Here is a 17149-nt window from a genome sequence, read left to right on the forward strand (position 1 = left end):
CGTGGCTCAAACACAAACCTAGGCTTGTGGCCTCCGATCTCCCGTCGGAAAGGTTGCATTCTATGCCTAAGCGGTAAGCACCATCTATGTTCACCACTCCGGCGGAACGTGCCCATCCAGTTGTGGCAACGAAACAATCGAGCAGGCAGATATGGTTATTACAGTTTGGTCGACAAACAGACTGCCCTAACGTATTTCAAACGCCCAAATTGTTTACGCACATAGCGCTCGCAAGAAACCACGATTCCAATTGCGTAAGTTAGAGTTTGCCTTCTTCGAACTCGCGGTGCACTTCCGCTACCGGCGGCATGTTCGCGACGGGAGTCTTTTCCTCCATCTCGTTCTGCACCACGCGCATGACGCGCTGGATGTAGCGCTTCCGCGTTTCTTCGCGTTCGGCCTCCGCGTCGGCGTCGGGCACGAACGCGTCGATATCCTCGCGCTTGAACACGCCGCCTTTCTCGATCAGGCGCTCCACGCTGTCGAGGCGGTCACGTAGTACCGACACCTCGCCGATCAGGGTCATCATCATGCCCAGCAGTCGGTCGATGGCCGGGTCGGAGAAATAGCGCGGCCGCTTGCCCTTGGCGGTGCGGCGCAGGCGGGGCGCCTGTTCGCCCGCGGTCATGCGCGAATGCCCGCCAGGACCTTGAAGCTCATGTCGTCCTTGGAGTAGTTGCGCTGCGAAGCGTCGAGGTTCGATTCGATCAGTTCCAGACCCACTTCGTCGGCCGGCCATCCTGCTTTGCGGGCCACGGCCACCAGGTCGATGTCGGTCATGCAGCGGGCGAACGATTCGTTGTTGTTGTAGCTCTCCCAGTCGTGCATGAACTGGTCGAACAACGTGTCGCCGCGCGGGATGTCGAAATGCAGCATGCGCCCGCCGCTCTTCAGCAGGCGCCGCGTTTCGGCAAAGATCCGCGGCAGGGCTTTCTTGGACGTTTCGTGCAGCATGATGTGCGACACCACGAGGTCGAAGCTGCCGTCCTCGTAGTCGGTGCTCTCGGCATTCTGCTGGCTGAAATGCACGGCCACGCCCAGCGATTCGGCCCGCGCATGGCCGTAGCGCAGCATCGGAGCGCCTACATCGATCGCGTGGAGTTCGGCGTCCGGAAAAGCGCGCCCCCAGGGCAGGGTGCTGTTGCCCGCTCCGCAGCCCATGTCGAGTATGCGTTGCGGCTTGTAGTCGGGCCACAGCCTGCGCATGCCGTTGCAGAGCATTCGGCCCAGGAAATCGGCTTCCGGCCCCCAGGCCTCGGCCATGTACATCTGCAGGCCGGTTTCGTAGAGCGCGCCCGCGGTGATGTCGTCGGCAACCTGGTCGGTGTGGTATCCGCCCGGCTGTATGTGAATGTCGTGTACCGCGTGATAGCGCGGAATTTCGAGGTCCGGGTTGAGCGAGAGGCTGCCGCCGGTGTCGCCATTGGTAGCGCGAAAACGCTCGACCATCCGCTCAAGCTGCCGCTCTACGGTGTCCACCGTCGCGTCCCACATCATTTCCTGGCTGCGCCGCGTCATCGCGCTCCACATCTGGTAATAGGGCTCCTGCGTCATCTTCTTGCGGATTTCATCGCGGTGCTGCGGCGGCCGCCCGGCTTCCTTTTCGATGGCCGGCTTGATCTTCTCTTCGTAGAGCGAGAAGTTGCCCGGCATGACCTGGCCGGAGAGATGGGCCCTGAAGGCGCGCACGAAATCCATGCGGGCTGCTTCGTCGTGGTTGGCGTCAGGGGTTAGCGCGTGAACGTTGCGAAACATCGGTTTGCCTCCTCAAGCGTGTCGGGCCAATGCGGTTTCGGAGAATAGCACGGCGCAGACGGGGTCAGGCGGGTGCGATCAATTCCACCCACTCGTCCACCGGCCCGCGCCACATGGCGGCTCGGCGGCCGTGATAGGGCGCACCGGCTTGTCCGGCAAGCGTGGTCTCGCCGAGGTCGTCGGATGCGAAGCTCACCATGCTGATGGCCGGGGGCAGCCAGCCTTCGCGCTGCGGACGCGGCGTGGCGGTTTCCGGCATCGAGTCCAGTTCGATCAGGTTGCTGCCGGACAGCCCCATGGTGGAGAGCATGAATCGGTGATCCGAAGGCAGTCCGTAAACCTGCCCCATCACCGTGATCTTCACAGGCCGTGCTTCGCCGGCAGTCAGCCCGAAGCGCTGGCCCCAGCCTTCGCCCAGCATTTCCACGTTCGGCCCGCCCAGTATCACGATAAAGGTGCGGTCCACGAAATCCACCGCTTCCGGCACGTCGAACTCCGTCCGGCGTTTGAACATGGTCAGATAGAGGAATTCCTTGGCCGGCCCCTGCACCTGCATGGCGCGGATGGCGTCGGTGATGGAAAGATCAGCCGGCGGGCCCAGGATGTGAAAGGGCGTGCCTATCAACTGCTGTTCCAGGGCGTCGGTGTCCTGCACGATCAGTTCCGCGGCGTTCCAGCCATAACACCGGTACGCCTCGTAACCCGGCGTGGCGGGTTGCTCGACAAACCGGAAATGAAGGCCTTTGGAGGTCTCCGGCGCCATGAGCAGAAACTGCGCGTCCTCCACTGCTTCCGCGCCCCAGAACGCCGCCAGTTGGCCGGAAATTCGCCCGCCGGCGGTGGCCCGGTAGCCCAGGTGCTGGTAGGCGTCTTCCATGGCGCCCAGGTCGGGCGCCGCGATCGTGACGCAGGTTATTGGGCCGATCATAAGCCGGCCAGGTACTCGCGCGCCTGGTCCATTCCGATTACCTCGCCGAATTTCTTGCTGATGTCGAACAGGTTGGCTTCGTGCGGCCGCTCGTCGCGGTCGCCGGTGGCTTCCCGCACCACCACAGGGATGTAGCCGTGCTGCATGGCGTCCACGGCCGAAGCGCGCACACATCCGCTGGTGGTGAGCCCGCAAATGAGCAATGTGTCCACCCCCATTGCGGCCAGCGTAGCGGCCAGGTGGGTGCCGAAAAAGGCGCTCGGATACTTCTTGGTGATCACGACTTCGTCCGCCGCCGGTTCCAATCCTTCGCCGAACGCGCAGTAGCGGGAACCCTTTACCAGGTTCGCCAGCGCCGGAACCTTGCGGTAGAACACTCCGCCTTCCACGCCCGCGGGGTCGTATTCCACACAGGTATGAAAAACCGGAATGCCGGCCTTGCGGCATTCGCCCAGCAGCAGTACCGCCTGCTCCTGTTCCTTCTCCACGCCCGCGTAGAGCGAGCACTCCGGGTCGAGGTAGGCGCGCACGAAGTCGATGATCAGCAGCGCCGGGCGCGCACCGGGCGCGATGGAGCCGCCGAATCCCGCTTTGCTGTAGTCGTGGTCGAGTTCCGCCATGGCCTTATATGATTCCTCGTTCCTTCAGTCCCGCAAGCTTTTCTTCGCTGAAATCCAGCAGGTCGCCGTAGATTTCGCTGTTGTGTTGCCCTATATCGGGCGCCGGGCTGTGTATCTGCCCGGGAGTGAGCGACAGCTTGGGCGCTACGTTCTGCATTTTCAACTCGCCGAACTTGGGATGCATCACCGAAACGATTGCGTCGCGGGCCTTGAAATGCGCGTCTTCGAGCATGTCCGGCGCCCGGTAGATTTTCCCCGAAGGCACCCCATGTTCGGCCATCAGCGCCTCCAGTTCCGAGGCATTCTTGGTGGCCGTCCACTCGGCAATCAATTCGTCGAGCTCGGTCTGCGTCTCGCCGCGGGCGGCATGGCTGGAATAGCGTGGATCATCGGCCAGCTCCGGGCGCCCCATGGCCGCGCTCAGCCGCCGGAATACGCTGTCCTGGTTGGCAGCGATCAGCAGAAAGGTGCCGTCCTTGGTGGGGTAAACGTTCGACGGCGCCACGCGCGGCAGAATCGAACCGGTGCGTTCGCGGATATAGCCCGCCTGCTGATACTCGGTGACCAGTGATTCCATCATGTTGAGCACTGCTTCGTAGATTGCGGAATCCACGACCTGCCCCTTGCCGGTGCGCTCCCGGTGGTGCAGCGCGGTCAAGGCGCCGATGCAGGCGAAGGTGGCCGCCAGTTGGTCACCGATGCTGATGCCCACGCGGCTCGGCGGGTTCGAGGGATCGCCGGCCACGTAGCGCAAGCCGCCCATGGCTTCGCCGATCGCGCCGTAGCCGGCGCGCGAGGCATAGGGTCCGGTTTGCCCGTAGCCGGACACGCGAACCAGAATCAGCGCGGGATTGATGTCGTGCAGTTCTTCCCACGAAAGGTTCCAGCGCTCCAGCGTTCCCGGGCGAAAGTTCTCCAGAAGGAAATCGGCTTTCGCGACCAGTTCCTTGAGGACATCCTGCCCCTCCTTCTCCCGCAGGTTCAGCGTGATCGCCTTCTTGTTGCGGGAGATGACCGGCCACCACAACGACATGCCGTGGGCCTTTTCCTGCCCCCAGTCGCGCATCGGGTCCGGGCGGTCGGGCGCCTCCACCTTGATCACCTCGGCGCCGAAATCGGCCATTAGCTGCCCGCAGAAGGGGCCCGCCAGCAGCGCGCCGAGTTCTATCAGTCGCAGATCGGCCAGCGGGCCGGTCCTTTCCGTCATCTTTTGTTCCCTCTCTTATCTATCCCTGCGAGCGCAACGCTCGACACTACTTCCGCACGGGGCGGAGGTTATGGAGTTTGAGCATACATTGTATAGAATACGTGGCCTTGGCAAGAGGGGACGGGAATCTTGATGACAGCCAGCGCTCGCCACGTATCCATAGTGGAAGTGGGCCCCAGAGACGGCCTGCAGGCCGAGAAGGTGCTGCCCACGGAAGTCAAGCTGGAATTCATTCGCCGCGCCGTGGATGCGGGCATCCGCAAGGTGGAGGCGGTGAGCTTCGTGCATCCGAAACGGGTGCCGCAGATGGCCGACGCCGAAGCCGTGGTGGCGGGGCTTCCCAAGCGCGATGACCTGATCTTCATCGGCCTGGTTCTGAATCAGCGCGGCTTCGAGCGGGCGCGCGATTGCGGCATCGACGAGGTCGGTATGGCGGTGGTCGCCAGCGACACCTACAACCGCCGCAACCAGGGTGTTTCCAGCATGGAATCGATTGCGGCCTGGCTCAAGATTGCCAAGCAGGCGCGCGCCGCCGGCATGCGCGCCAACTGTATGGTGTCGTCGGCGTTCGGCTGCCCGTTCGAAGGCGAAGTGCCGCCGGAGCGGGTCGTGGATTATGCCGAGCAGGTTGCCGAGGGCGAACCGGTTGAGCTGGGTATTGCCGATTCCATCGGAGTGGCCGTGCCCGCGCAAATCACCGACGTGCTGGGACGAATTTCCGAGCGCCTGCCGCACCTGCCCCTGCGTGTGCATCTGCACAACACGCGCAACACCGGGCTGGCCAACGCGCAGGCCGCGCTGGACGCCGGCGTGGCTTCCATCGACGCCAGCATCGGCGGGATCGGTGGCTGCCCCTTCGCGCCGCTCGCTACCGGCAATATTCCGACCGACGACCTGCTCTACCTGCTGTCGCGCTCCGGCGTGCAGACCGGCGTGTCGTTGAAGAAAGTTATCGAAACCAGTGGCTGGCTCCGCGAGCAGCTCGGTCACGGCGATCTGCCCGCCATGCTGCCCCGTGCCGGCATCTTCCCGGATGTCGCCGAGGGCGCGCGGGCCTGAACTTAAAGCACATACGGGAGAAATAGCATGAGCTATCGCCTAGGCGTGGATGTGGGCGGCACTTTTACCGACCTGCTCCTGGTCAACGAGCAGTCCGGCGAAATGTATACGGCAAAAGTTCCGAGCACGCCGGAGGATTCATCGATCGGCGTGTCCAACGGCATCGACAGAGTCTGTGCCGAGGCCGGCGTCGATCCCGGCGACATCACCCACGTGATGCACGGCACAACCGTCGCCACCAACACCATCCTCACCGGAACCGGCGCCAATGTCGGCCTGGTGACCACCAAGGGTTATCGCCAAGTGCTCCAGATCGCGCGCTCCTTCGTGCCCGGAGGCTTGGGCGGATGGGTGATCTACAACAAGAGTCTGCCGCTGGCGCCGCTGGCCCTCACCATCGAAGCGGACGAGCGCATCGGCGCCGACGGCTCGGTTGTGCAGGAACTCGACGTTGAAGCGCTCAAGGCCCAGTTGCGCAAGCTGGCCGGCAGAGGCGTGGAAGCGCTGACCGTGTCGCTGATCAATTCGTTCGCCAACCCGGCGCACGAACAGCAGGTTCGCGATGTGGCCGAGAGTGTGTTGCCCGGAGTGCCGGTCTCGCTGTCGTCCGATGTAGTACCGGAGATGCAGGAATACGAGCGCACCATCACCACCGTCGCCAATTCCTATGTGCGTCCCAAGGTGTCCACCTACGTGCGCAACCTGCAGCGGCAGCTTGATGAAACCATGCAAGGCGTGCAGCTACACGTATTGCGTTCCGACGGCGGTCTGGCGTCGGCCGAAGCCGCAGAAGCGGTGCCCGTTAATCTGCTGATGAGCGGACCGGCGGGCGGCGTGTCCGGCGCCATCTGGATTGCCGGGCAAGCCGAGCACGCCAACCTGCTTACCTTCGACATGGGCGGCACCTCCACTGACGTGGCGCTGGTGCAGGACGGGCAGGCGCAACTCAGGCGCGAGACCACGGTCGGCGACGTAACGGTGCGTGCTTCCTCGGTGGATGTGCGCACGGTGGGCGCCGGCGGCGGTTCCATCGCCCACGTGCCGGAAATGACCGGCGCGCTGCGCGTGGGTCCGCAAAGCGCTGGCGCCGATCCCGGTCCTGCGGCTTATTCCAAAGGCGGCGAAGAGCCCACGGTCACCGACGCCAACGTGGTGCTGGGCTACCTGCCGGCCGAGGTGCGCCTGGGCGGCGACATGAAGCTCGACCGGGCCAAGGCCGAGGCCGCGGTGCAGAAAGTCGCCGACGCGCTGGGTCTGTCGCTGATGGAAGCGGCCTCGGGAATCGTGAGCCTCGTGAACGAGAACATGTATGGCGCGCTGCGTCTGGTCTCCGTGGAGCAGGGCCACGATCCGCGCGAGTTTGCGCTGATCGCCTTCGGCGGTGCCGGCCCGCTGCACGCCAATGCGCTGGGCAAGCTGATGAGCTCCTGGCCGGTAATCATCCCGCCTGGTCCCGGCGTGTTGTGCGCATACGGCGACGCCACCACGCGGGTGCGCAACGAAGCGTCGCGCACCTTCATCCGGCGTTTCACCCGCACCAGTGCCGAGGAAGCGGTCGAAATATTCACCGATCTGGCCGAACAGGCCTCGCAAACGCTCGACGAGGAAGGCATTCCGCGCAGCGACCAGTCCTTGAGCTACCAGGCGGATATCCGCTACCACGGCCAGGGCTTGCTGCTTACCGTTGATTTCGAACTCGACGACCTGAGCGCCAAGGGTCTGGACGTGATCGGTTCGCGGTTCGACCAGATGCACGAGCAGCTTTTCACGTTCGCGCTGCCGGAAGACAAGGAGTTGGTCAACCTGCGCGCCGTGGCCGAAGGCAAGCCCACCATGGTGCGCGCGCTGCGGGTGGAAAAGGGCGACGCCAGCCCGGCTGCCGCCGAGATGCTCAAGCACGAAATCTATGTGGACGGCGGGATGCGGGAAGCGTTGCTATACGACCGCTCCAAGCTCAAGGCCGGCAATGTCATAGCCGGCCCCGCCATTGTCCTGGAGATGGACTCGACCACGCTCGTTCTCCCTGACCACGAGGGCAGGGTGGACGAATACGGCAATATCCTGATTACGCCATCGGATTCCTGATCGGAGTTACAACATGCCTGCACAAATCATAGAAAGCCGCCCGCGCCCCTTCAATCGCGTGGAGCTGGACCCCATTACGCTGGACATTATCGAAAACGCCATGCTGAACGCGCGCTGGGAGATGGACGCGGTGCTGTTCCGCACCGCCATGTCGCCCGGTATCCGCGAGCAGCACGACGAATTTCCGATGATCGCCAACCTTGAAGGCAAGATGGTGGTCGGGCAGTTCGGCAGCTTCATCCACGGATTCAAGGAAGCCTACGACGGCACCATCGAAGAAGGGGACATGTTCCTCACCACCGATCCCTACTCCTGCAACGGCGCGGTGAGCCATGCCAACGACTGGCTGCTGCTGCGGCCGATCTTCAAGGACGGCCGCCTGATTGCCTACGCTTCGATGTTCGGCCACATGACCGACATTGGCGGCAAGGTGCCGGGCAGCCTGCCCACTGACGCGCGGCAGATATTCGAGGAAGGCGTGCGCGTGCCGCCGGTCAAGATCTACAAGGAAGACAAGCTGCAGGAAGATGTGCTGCGGCTGATTCTGCACAATTGCCGGCTGCCGCACTGGAACCGCAGCGACTTCAATGCCATCGTGGCCGCCATCCGCACCGCGGAGAAGCGCGTCATCGAGATGGCCGAGCGCTTCGGCGACGATGTCTATTACTCGGCGCTGGAGGAGTTGCTCGACCGCAACAAGCGGGCCATGGGCAAGCTCATTCACATGACCGTGCCCGAAACCAAGCAGTACTTCGAGGACTACATCTGCGACGACGGGCTGGGCATGGGGCCGTACAAGATCAAGTGCGCGATGTGGCGCGAAGGCGACACCGTGATTTTCGATTTCGAAGGCACGGACCCGCAGTCCATCGGCTCGGTGAACTTCTACCTCAACGAGGAGATGTTCAAGATGTTCGCCGGGGTGTACATGATCATGGTGTTCGATCCGCAAATCATGTTCAACGACGGCTTCTACGACCTCATGGAAGTGCGCATTCCCGAAGGCACGCTGCTCAAGCCCCGCTTCCCGGCGGCGCTGTCCTGCCGCACCCATGCGCTGGGGCGCATCTTCGACGTGCTGGGCGGTTTGCTGGGGCAGGGCAACCCGGACTTTCTCTGCGCGGCTGGCTTTTCCGACAGCCCGCACTTTATGTATTCCGGTTACCGGCGCGCCGACGGCGAGTGGTATCAGCTCTACCAGATCGGCTTCGGCGGCGTGCCCGGCAAGCCCTTTGGCGACGGTCCCGACGGCCATTCGCTGTGGCCCAGCTTCACCAACGTGCCCAACGAGTTTCTGGAGAGTTACTTCCCGCTGCGCATCGACGCATATGAAACGCTGCCCGACAGCGGCGGCGCCGGGCTGCACCGCGGCGGTAACGCGCTGCGCGTGGGCTACCGCTTCCTGGAGCCGGGTGAAATCTCCATCCACGACGACCGCTGGCTCACTTACCCCTGGGGCGTGAACGGCGGGCTGCCCGGACAGCGCAGCCGCAAGATTCTGCACCGCGCCGACGGCAGCGAGGAACTGCTGCAGTCGAAATGCGACCGCATCAAGGTGGAGCCTGGCGACTTGCTCTACTTCGATACCTGGGGCGGAGGCGGCTGGGGCGATCCGCTCAAGCGGCCTGCCGACAAGGTGGGCTTCGATGTAGCCGCCGGCCTGGTAAGCGTGGACGGCGCCCGCCGCTACGGCGTGGTCTGTAATGAAGACGGCGAAGTGGACGAAGCCGCCACCGAGAAACTGCGCGCCGACATGGCCGCGGAACGTGGCGACACCAAGCTGTTCGACTTCGGCGGCACCATGGACGAGCTGAAGGACCGCTGCGAAACCGAAACCGGCCTCCCGGCTCCCGCCGCCCCCGAGTTCCAGAACTGGTTCCGCTCCGCCGCCTGAAGCGCGCGTCACGCCAATTTGTGCAACGCCGCAAGGAAAAGGAGTTGGAGGAGCGCCACAAGGCCGGGTACCGCAGAAATCCGCCACAACGCCAGGATTTCCGGGTTCAGGAAGAAGATCGGGCCTGGGGCGATGGGGCATGGAGTGGCGATTAGGGCCGGTTGACGCCATGCGCCGCTCATCACGGTTAGCCATTCGCGTATGGATGGTGGTGGCGGCGATTGTTGTGCCGGTGGCGGGGCTGGCGGACGGCTTTCACTGGCGGGCAAGCTTTGGGGTGAGCGGGGCGCTGGATTCGGAGTTCACCGACAAGGACTGCGCCAGCGTGTCGCCGGCGGCGCTCTATGGCTGCGGCATGGGGCCGGACGGCGCGCCGCTGCGGTCGATTGGGGACTTCGGACTGGCGCCGGTTGCGGAAATCGGAGTGGGAATGGCCGCGTCTCGGTTCGTGAGACTAGAGTCATATGTCGAGTACTGGCCGGAGTTCGCCTTCCACGGCCGGGCCAATTTTCTCGGTGCGCACCACCGGCAATCGGTTTCCGCGCGGGCCTCCGTGAAGGCGGGATTTGTGGCCGCCTACTTTGCTCTCGACGAAATCGGCCTGCCCAGGCTCGGGGTGTTTCGGCCATTTGCAGGTGTGGGCGTCGGCGCCGCAAGGGCCGAGCTGAGCGAGACCAGCATGACGTTTCCGAGGACATCCACCTACGTTCCCGGCGGCAGCCGAACCGGATTTGCGTGGCTGTTTGCAGCCGGGCTGGAATGGCCCCTGAACGACGGCGTGTCCGTCGAGGCTGTCTGGCGCTACGCGGACTATGGCGCCCTGGAAACCGGCGAGGGTGCCGGAGAAGTCGTATGGCGCGACGGTAGCCGAGAGCCCTTGCCGCTGAATCTGGCGCCCACCGCTGCTAAGCTCGAAGCGCACGGACTGCGCCTGTCCCTGCGCCTGACGTTCTGATCGGTGCAGGGCGCCGATGCGGCAGTATGATGGGGTTTTGAAGAGCGTTGGGGACAGGGGCCAGCGATGAACGAACGGCATAACGAGCCTTGGTGGGCGGTAGTCGCGCCCGGCGAAGGCGAATCCCTTTGGCAGCCGCTGCCTTCGCGCGGCTACGTGAACCTCAAGCTGACCCCCGAGAATACGCCCTACGACGGCTTCACTTCGGGAACCCAATTACTCCCGCGGGGCTGTCATATCCGCGAACACGGCCACCGCCGCAACCACGAACTGATTTTCGTACACAAGGGCAGCGGGCGCGTGGAGATCGAGGGCAACGAGTATCCGATCACGGTGGGTTCCACGGTGCTGTTCGGCCGCTATGCGCGCCACATTATCGAGAATACCGGCGACACCGACATGGAGTTGTTCTGGGTATTCCTGCCGCCCGGGCTGGAGCATTGGTTTCGCGGCATCGGGCGCCCGCGGCAGCCGGGCGAATCGATGCCCGAGGCGTTTCCACGGCCGGCGGGCGTGGAAGCGCTGATGGAGCAAATGCAGTTTGTTCCGCCCGCCAACCGAAAACGCAATGAGGAGGATTCGACATGATGCGCGTTTTAGCGAGCCGTGTGGCGCCACTGGCGCTTGCGGCGCTTGCCGCGGCCTGCGCGGGACAACCTTCAAGCAGCCCGCAGTACGACCGCGACGCCGCCCGCGACGAGATCTGGGCGAAGGAGCAGGCCATCTATGCGGCCCGCGGCGAGGGCGACCTGCAGGTTTACGTGGACAACGCCTCCGAGCACTACATGGGCTGGCCGCCGGGCTGGCCGACACCCTTGGGAATCGACCAACTGCGGGACAGCGTGGAAGTAATGCGCGGCCTGGACCAGGAAGAGCTGGTCATGGAGTTCGGCGGCATCACGTTCTCCGGCACGGCCGCGGTGATCTACTACAGTACGCACCGCACCCGCATGCCCACCGGCGAGCCTGTGGATCAGCATTTCCATATCGCCCACATATGGGCCCTGGAAGGGACCGAATGGAAACTCCTGGGCGCTCTGGGACGAGACAAGCCCCTGCTGGCAGAGGACTAATAGCGCCGCGGGCGTCGCACCGGCGCGACGCCCGCACTGTTGGCGTTTACCTTGGTTTGAGGCGCCGCGTCAGTTTGGGCGCTGCGTAGTCTGCGGGCGCAAGCCCGCGCGGGTTGGTGCATCAAGGCCGCGCAAGACAGTGTTGACCAGATAGGCGTTGTCCCATTCCACGCCCGGAGGCGGGCGATTTCCGAGCCGCGCCACTATCAAACGGGCCGAGGGGACGATGTAGATCACTTGGTTGGAGTTGCCGTCGAACAGGAACAAGTCGTCGGCAAGGTAGGGCTCGCCGTGCAGCGTCTCGCCCACGTCCCGGTCGGGATTGGCGGCGCCCCGTCTTTCGATGTAGGAGCCCGCCACATAGACGCCCAGCCCGGCGTGCGGATTCTGCGGTGTGGCGGTAGTCATATCGCGTACAAAGCCCTCCGGTAACAGGCGCCGCCCGTCCATCTCGCCATCATCAATAAGAAGAATCGCCAGCCGTAGCCAGGTTTCCGCCGGCAACAGCCAGCAGCAGCCGGCATGCGCCGTTCCGCCTTCGCGGTTCATCCAGACCTGCCCGCCTGGTGCCCCGAGAGGCGCAAGGACCTCTCTGGAAACCCAATCCTCGTATTCGGCCCCCGTGGCGCGTTCGATGAGCGGCGCCACAAGTTCCGAGTTGGCGTTGGAGTACTCGTAGCGGCTGCCGGGCTTGTGGGTCAGCGGGTAATCGTGGATCAGCACCTCGTCGTGGCGCGGGTGCAGGTAGGCGCGGTTGAGGACATCGGTGATTTCGGGCGCCGGCTCCTGCGGTTTCAGACCGGAGCGCATACCCAGCAGCTCTCGGAGCGTGATAGCCGCCTTGGGGGTTTGGCGCCACTCGCGGATGTAGTTGGCAACCGGTTCGTCCAGCGCATCGATATAGCCTTTCTGCATTGCCCGTCCCACGGCAATTACGGAAAGCGGCTTGGCCAGCGAGCGGGACACCATTAGCGTGCCGGCGGTGTTATCGCCGAAGTAACTTTCCGTCTCCACCCGACCGTTTCTCCAGATCAGCAAAGCGGTTGAATTCATGTCCCGGGCATAGTCCTGGGATTTCGCAATGGCTTCGGGTGCGATGCTCGGCATCTGAACTTTTTCGAGCGGCATCCAGTCCGCTGCGCCCGCAACATTTTTCAGCGGATCGTAGGCAGCCAGCCCGCTGGCGCCGCTGCGGTCGGTCAGCGCTGCGAACCGCTCCCGGTAGCGCGCTTCATCCTCCTCCGTGTAGCGATTCATGTGCGGCTGCGCGTCCATTGATGCCTGTGCCATGGCATTGCTCCCAACGCCGAGCACGGCCAGAGCTGCCGCCGGCATCAACAACGAAAAATAGGACCTGTTTGTCATGTCTTCGCCTTCCAGACTCCGAGTGCCACTCATTGTCCCCCATGCGGCGGACGCTGGAACGTGCCCGACGTGCCCGTGCTGTATTTGCGGGCCGAGCAGAACCCGGTTACTGTTGGCGGCCATCCTGAATTAGGGATGCGCGGGGAACGCCCGCAGTCTTGAGGGGCGGTCGGAGGCCTTGAAAAATGTCGTATGACAGCGTTCGTGGGCGGTGGCTTGAGGATCCGGAGGGGTTCTGGGCGGATGCGGCGCGCGGGATTGACTGGAACAGGCCGTGGTCGCAGGTGCGCGATCCCGAATCGGTCTCGGGACGGTGGTTTTCCGGCGGGACGCTGAACACCTGCCACAACGCGCTGGACCGTCATGCCGACGGGGAGGCCGCGAATAGAACCGCCTTGATTTACGACAGCGCCATGACCGGCGCGGTTCGCGAATTTACCTATGCCGAGCTGCGCGACCGCGTTGCACAGCTCGCGGGCGCCATGCGGGCGGCAGGGCTCGGCAAGGGTGACCGCGCGCTGATCTACATGCCGATGATCCCGGAGGCAGTGATGGCCATGCTGGCCTGTGCCCGGCTGGGCGTGATTCATTCGGTCGTATTTGGCGGCTTTGCCGCGCGCGAACTGGCCACGCGCATTACCGACGCCGGCCCCAAGCTCGTCCTCACCGCGAGCTGCGGCCTGGAGCCGAACCGCGTGGTGGCCTACAAGCCGCTGCTGGACGAGGCCCTGGAACAAGCGGACCACGCGCCGGAGCTGGTGGTTCTGCTGCAGCGCCCGGAGTTGCGCGCGCAACTCAAACCGCAGGGCGAGCTGGACTGGCAGGAGTTCGTGCGCGACGCTGAGCCGGCGGACTGCGTGGCCGTGCAAGCCACCGATCCGCTCTACATCCTCTACACCTCCGGCACCACCGGGCAGCCAAAGGGCATCGTGCGCGACAACGGCGGTCATGCGGTTGCGCTGCACTGGTCGATGCAGGCGCTATACGGCATTTCTCCGGGCGACGTGTTTTGGGCGGCCTCGGATATCGGCTGGGTGGTCGGGCATTCCTACATCGTTTACGGCCCCTTGCTGGCCGGCGCGACATCTGTTCTCTATGAAGGCAAGCCGGTGGGCACGCCGGATGCGGGCGCCTTCTGGCGGGTAGTAAGTCAGCATGGAGTAAACGTATTGTTTACCGCGCCCACGGCGATACGCGCCATCAAGCGGGACGACCCGGAGCTCAAGCAGGCCGCCCGCTACGACCTCGACTCGCTGCGCGCGCTGTTTCTGGCCGGAGAGCGCTGCGATCCCGACACGCTGGAGTGGTCCGGCAAGATGCTCAAAGTGCCGGTCATCGACCACTGGTGGCAGACCGAGACCGGCTGGGCCATAGCCGGCAACCTGCTGGGAGAGGGCCTGTTCGAGGTCAGGTCCGGCTCGGCCGGCAAGGCGCTGCCCGGCTGGGACGCACGGATTCTCGACGACGCGGGCGCCGAGGTTCCGGCCGGCGAAACGGGCGCCATCGTGTGCCGGCTGCCGCTGCCGCCCGGTGCGCTGCCCACGCTCTGGCGGGCCGACCACCGCTTTCGGGAAACCTACCTCAGTCAGTACCCGGGCTGCTATACGACGGGCGACGCCGGCTACATGGACGACCAAGGCTATCTCTACGTGATGACGCGCACCGACGACGTCATAAACGTTGCGGGACACCGGCTTTCCACCGGCGCCCTGGAAGAAGTGCTGGCCATGCATCCCGATGTGGCCGAGTGCGCCGTGACGGGCATTGCCGATGCGCTGAAGGGGCAGGCGCCGCTGGGCTTCGTGTGCCTGAAGGCCGGCGCCGGGCGCGAAGAGCGTGCGGTTCTGGACGAATGTATTGCGCTGATCCGCGAGCATGTCGGCCCAGTAGCCGCGTTTCGCAAGGCCGTGGTGGTGGAGCGATTGCCGAAAACCCGCTCCGGCAAGGTGTTGCGAGGCGTTATGGCGAAGATCGCCGACGGCGAGGAATATGCGTTTCCGGCAACCATAGACGATCCCGCCATCCTGCAGGAGATCGAGTCGAAGCTGCTGGATGCGGGAATCCGCCCCCAATGAACGCCAGACCGGGCAGCTTGCGGGGTGAAGCCTACGGCTGGTATGTGGTTTTCGTGCTGTGCGTATGCGGCGTGGTGGCGTTCATCGACCGGCAGGTTATCAATCTGCTGGTCGAGGACATCAAGGCCGATCTGCTGGTCAGCGACACCCAGATCAGCTTGCTGCAAGGCTTCGCGTTTGCCTTCTTCTATGCGTTGGCGGCCATTCCACTGGGCCGCATCGCCGATAGCGCCAACCGGCGCATGCTGATCACGATAGGGATTTGCGCCTGGACCATCGCGGCCATATGTTGCGGCCTGGCCGAGACCTACGCGCAGCTCTTCGTGGCGCGCATGTTTGTCGGAGTGGGCGAGGCCGTGCTCACGCCCGCAGGTTTTTCGCTGCTGGCCGACCTGTTCAAGCCGCAGCGCCTGGCGCGGCCGGTAAGCGTGTTCACCGCCGCCAGCTTTTTCGGCTCGGGAATTGCGCTGATGGTGGGCGGATTCATTGTGAACTCACTGGAGTCGGCCCAGGGACTCGCGTTACCAGTGCTGGGTACCATGGAAACCTGGCAAGCGGTGTTCATCCTGGGCGCCCTGCCGGGGATTCCCGCAGCGGTATGGTTTTTCCTGTCGGTGAAGGAGCCGCCGCGGCGGGCGGCAACCCGGCGTCAGAGCGCCGATCAGTACCGCAAAGGATTCCTGCAGGCCATGCGCTATGTTGCGCGCAACTACCGGCTGTTTGTGGCGGTATTCCTCGGAATTTCGCTGCTGGCCGCGGCGCAGTTCGCGCTTGGGGCCTGGATCCCCGCGTTTTTCATTCGTGCGCATGGATGGGCGCCTGGCGACATCGGTTATGCACAAGGGGTGCTGTTTCTGGTGTTCGCCACGCTGGGCGTGATCGGGGCCGGGTGGCTGGCGGACACGATGCAGGCGCGCGGCTACCGCGATGCGAATCTGCGGATCGCCACCTTCGGCGGATTGCTGGCCTTGCCGTTCGCGGCGGGAATCGCCCTGGCGCCCACGGGAGCGCTGGCTATTGCGCTGCTCGCGCCCGTGAACCTGTTCGGCGCCGCGCCCTTCGGCGCTGCCGTAGCGGTGATTCCGATGGTCTCGCCGCCTCAGTTCAGGGCGCAACTGGTTGCGCTCTACCTGCTGATCGCGAACGTGCTGGGCCAGGCCGGCGGCCCGTGGCTGGTGGCCCAGCTTACCGACCGCTTGTTCGCCGATGAAGCCGCCGTCGGCTGGTCACTGATGATTGCGGCGCCGTTGCTGCTGATTGCAGGATGTCTGCTGACCTGGTCGGGATGGCGGCCGCTGCGCGCCCAGTTCGAGGACAAAAGCCCCTAGCAGCGCGCCTCAAGCTTGCCCAGCAGGCCCTCCAGTTCGCGGTTGTAGTCCTGTGTCACGGTAACCGGGCAGAAGTGCCCGCCTTGCGGCAGCAGCACCTGTATCGCACCCGGGATGCGCTGGGCCAATTCGCGCGACAGTTCCGGAGGCGTGACATTGTCGTCGTGGGCGGAAATGATTCCGGTGGGTGTGCGTATGTTTTTAACCTGATCGCGCAAGTCGTGGTTCATGACGGCCTTCAGGCGCCCCAGCTCGACTTCTGTGCCGGGAAACACGGTCAATCGCTGCCGCACTACTTCCTCCATGCCCGGATACGAGCCTTCCAGGGCCCAGGCGGGCGTGACCAGCAGGCTGCCGGAGAACAGGTAGCTCTCGGGGCCTGATTCCAGCAGGATCTTGCGCCGCACCCGGAACAGGTCGGTAAACAGCGGCGTAGGACCGGCCCAGCTTGCGCTGAGCACCAGCGAACGCAGCCGGCTCGGCGCATGAAAGGCCAGGTATTGCCCGATGGCGCCGCCGGTGGAATGACCGACGAGGTGGGCGGCTTCAATGTCCAGCGCGTCCATCAGCGCCAGGGCGTCTTCCGCCATCTCGGCTACGCTGCTGTGCAGGGGCGCTGCGGGGCTGCGTCCCACCCCACGGTGGTCGTAGCTAACGACCCGGTAGCGCGTCGCGAAATGCTTGGCCTGGTTGCGCCAGAAGGTCCCGGACCCGCCCAGCCCCGAAACCAGCAGCATGGCCTCGCCCGCGCCCTGTTCCTCGGCGTAGAGCTCGGCCTCGCCGATGCGAATAAGGCCGGACATGG

General features: G+C 64.3%; 15 protein-coding genes. 8 read left to right on the forward strand and 7 right to left on the reverse strand.

Annotated features, from left to right (window positions below):
• Positions 1-259 precede the first annotated feature (259 nt).
• The 5 genes from ACWCOO_RS04435 to ACWCOO_RS04455 all read right to left on the reverse strand — a co-directional run bounded on the left by ACWCOO_RS04435 (position 260) and on the right by ACWCOO_RS04455 (position 4510).
• Entirely contained in the window at positions 260-628 is a 369-nt protein-coding gene (locus ACWCOO_RS04435) for a hypothetical protein (RefSeq protein WP_446831750.1), read from the reverse strand.
• Positions 625-1755, reverse strand: a complete 1131-nt coding sequence (locus tag ACWCOO_RS04440; protein WP_446831751.1) for a class I SAM-dependent methyltransferase — start codon at positions 1753-1755, stop codon at positions 625-627. Before ACWCOO_RS04440 ends, ACWCOO_RS04435 begins: the two co-directional genes overlap by 4 nt.
• Before the next feature lie 64 nt (positions 1756-1819).
• The gene (locus ACWCOO_RS04445; protein WP_446831752.1) at positions 1820-2683 is read right to left on the reverse strand and encodes a hypothetical protein; all 864 of its coding nucleotides are present in this window, start codon (positions 2681-2683) and stop codon (positions 1820-1822) included.
• Positions 2680-3303 carry an isochorismatase family protein gene (locus ACWCOO_RS04450; RefSeq protein WP_446831753.1) on the reverse strand — a complete coding sequence of 208 codons (624 nt, stop codon included), beginning with the start codon at positions 3301-3303 and terminating at the stop codon, positions 2680-2682. Before ACWCOO_RS04450 ends, ACWCOO_RS04445 begins: the two co-directional genes overlap by 4 nt.
• A gap of 4 nt (positions 3304-3307) precedes the next feature.
• Positions 3308-4510: a CaiB/BaiF CoA transferase family protein gene (locus ACWCOO_RS04455; RefSeq protein ID WP_446831754.1), complete on the reverse strand. Its 1203-nt coding sequence runs from the start codon at positions 4508-4510 to the stop codon at positions 3308-3310.
• 132 nt (positions 4511-4642) lie between these two features.
• On the opposite strand from ACWCOO_RS04455, the gene ACWCOO_RS04460 reads away from it, so the two are divergent.
• The 6 genes from ACWCOO_RS04460 to ACWCOO_RS04485 all read left to right on the forward strand — a co-directional run bounded on the left by ACWCOO_RS04460 (position 4643) and on the right by ACWCOO_RS04485 (position 11576).
• Positions 4643-5569 carry a hydroxymethylglutaryl-CoA lyase gene (locus tag ACWCOO_RS04460; RefSeq protein ID WP_446831755.1) on the forward strand — a complete coding sequence of 309 codons (927 nt, stop codon included), beginning with the start codon at positions 4643-4645 and terminating at the stop codon, positions 5567-5569.
• A 27-nt stretch (positions 5570-5596) separates the two neighbouring features.
• Positions 5597-7654, forward strand: a complete 2058-nt coding sequence (locus tag ACWCOO_RS04465) for a hydantoinase/oxoprolinase family protein (protein ID WP_446831756.1) — start codon at positions 5597-5599, stop codon at positions 7652-7654.
• A gap of 13 nt (positions 7655-7667) precedes the next feature.
• Entirely contained in the window at positions 7668-9548 is a 1881-nt protein-coding gene (locus tag ACWCOO_RS04470) for a hydantoinase B/oxoprolinase family protein (protein ID WP_446831757.1), read from the forward strand.
• A gap of 139 nt (positions 9549-9687) precedes the next feature.
• Positions 9688-10503 (forward strand): outer membrane protein, encoded by an 816-nt coding sequence (locus ACWCOO_RS04475; RefSeq protein ID WP_446831758.1) that lies wholly within the window; start codon positions 9688-9690, stop codon positions 10501-10503.
• A gap of 66 nt (positions 10504-10569) precedes the next feature.
• The gene (locus ACWCOO_RS04480; protein ID WP_446831759.1) at positions 10570-11091 is read left to right on the forward strand and encodes a cupin domain-containing protein; all 522 of its coding nucleotides are present in this window, start codon (positions 10570-10572) and stop codon (positions 11089-11091) included.
• Positions 11088-11576: a DUF4440 domain-containing protein gene (locus ACWCOO_RS04485; protein WP_446831760.1), complete on the forward strand. Its 489-nt coding sequence runs from the start codon at positions 11088-11090 to the stop codon at positions 11574-11576. The genes ACWCOO_RS04480 and ACWCOO_RS04485 overlap by 4 nt, the downstream gene beginning before the upstream one ends.
• A 69-nt stretch (positions 11577-11645) precedes the next feature.
• Here ACWCOO_RS04485 and ACWCOO_RS04490 read toward each other — a convergent pair whose 3' ends face one another.
• Positions 11646-12941 carry a serine hydrolase domain-containing protein gene (locus ACWCOO_RS04490; protein WP_446831761.1) on the reverse strand — a complete coding sequence of 432 codons (1296 nt, stop codon included), beginning with the start codon at positions 12939-12941 and terminating at the stop codon, positions 11646-11648.
• A gap of 185 nt (positions 12942-13126) precedes the next feature.
• Between ACWCOO_RS04490 and ACWCOO_RS04495 the strand changes: the two genes are divergently transcribed.
• Positions 13127-15016, forward strand: coding sequence for an AMP-binding protein (locus ACWCOO_RS04495; protein WP_446831762.1), 1890 nt, complete (start codon positions 13127-13129; stop codon positions 15014-15016).
• Entirely contained in the window at positions 15013-16344 is a 1332-nt protein-coding gene (locus ACWCOO_RS04500; protein ID WP_446831763.1) for an MFS transporter, read from the forward strand. Before ACWCOO_RS04495 ends, ACWCOO_RS04500 begins: the two co-directional genes overlap by 4 nt.
• On the opposite strand, the gene ACWCOO_RS04505 is transcribed toward ACWCOO_RS04500, so the two are convergent.
• A complete protein-coding gene (locus tag ACWCOO_RS04505; protein WP_446831764.1) occupies positions 16341-17147 on the reverse strand; it encodes an alpha/beta fold hydrolase in 807 nt (268 codons plus the stop codon). The two genes, ACWCOO_RS04500 and ACWCOO_RS04505, sit on opposite strands and share 4 nt — an antisense overlap.
• Between the last annotated feature and the right edge of the window lie 2 nt (positions 17148-17149).

The organism is Candidatus Foliamicus sp., assembly GCF_965221325.1.
Taxonomy (GTDB): Bacteria; Pseudomonadota; Gammaproteobacteria; order Steroidobacterales; family Foliamicaceae; genus Foliamicus.

Coding starts and splice junctions, on each gene's coding strand:
- ACWCOO_RS04445 (WP_446831752.1), bottom strand. CDS start 2,683: ATGATCGGCCCAATAACCTGCGTCACGATCGCGGCGCCCGACCTGGGC.
- ACWCOO_RS04485 (WP_446831760.1), top strand. CDS start 11,088: ATGATGCGCGTTTTAGCGAGCCGTGTGGCGCCACTGGCGCTTGCGGCG.
- ACWCOO_RS04465 (WP_446831756.1), top strand. CDS start 5,597: ATGAGCTATCGCCTAGGCGTGGATGTGGGCGGCACTTTTACCGACCTG.
- ACWCOO_RS04450 (WP_446831753.1), bottom strand. CDS start 3,303: ATGGCGGAACTCGACCACGACTACAGCAAAGCGGGATTCGGCGGCTCC.
- ACWCOO_RS04505 (WP_446831764.1), bottom strand. CDS start 17,147: ATGTCCGGCCTTATTCGCATCGGCGAGGCCGAGCTCTACGCCGAGGAA.
- ACWCOO_RS04455 (WP_446831754.1), bottom strand. CDS start 4,510: ATGACGGAAAGGACCGGCCCGCTGGCCGATCTGCGACTGATAGAACTC.
- ACWCOO_RS04480 (WP_446831759.1), top strand. CDS start 10,570: ATGAACGAACGGCATAACGAGCCTTGGTGGGCGGTAGTCGCGCCCGGC.
- ACWCOO_RS04460 (WP_446831755.1), top strand. CDS start 4,643: ATGACAGCCAGCGCTCGCCACGTATCCATAGTGGAAGTGGGCCCCAGA.
- ACWCOO_RS04470 (WP_446831757.1), top strand. CDS start 7,668: ATGCCTGCACAAATCATAGAAAGCCGCCCGCGCCCCTTCAATCGCGTG.
- ACWCOO_RS04440 (WP_446831751.1), bottom strand. CDS start 1,755: ATGTTTCGCAACGTTCACGCGCTAACCCCTGACGCCAACCACGACGAA.
- ACWCOO_RS04435 (WP_446831750.1), bottom strand. CDS start 628: ATGACCGCGGGCGAACAGGCGCCCCGCCTGCGCCGCACCGCCAAGGGC.
- ACWCOO_RS04475 (WP_446831758.1), top strand. CDS start 9,688: ATGGAGTGGCGATTAGGGCCGGTTGACGCCATGCGCCGCTCATCACGG.
- ACWCOO_RS04495 (WP_446831762.1), top strand. CDS start 13,127: ATGTCGTATGACAGCGTTCGTGGGCGGTGGCTTGAGGATCCGGAGGGG.
- ACWCOO_RS04490 (WP_446831761.1), bottom strand. CDS start 12,941: ATGACAAACAGGTCCTATTTTTCGTTGTTGATGCCGGCGGCAGCTCTG.
- ACWCOO_RS04500 (WP_446831763.1), top strand. CDS start 15,013: ATGAACGCCAGACCGGGCAGCTTGCGGGGTGAAGCCTACGGCTGGTAT.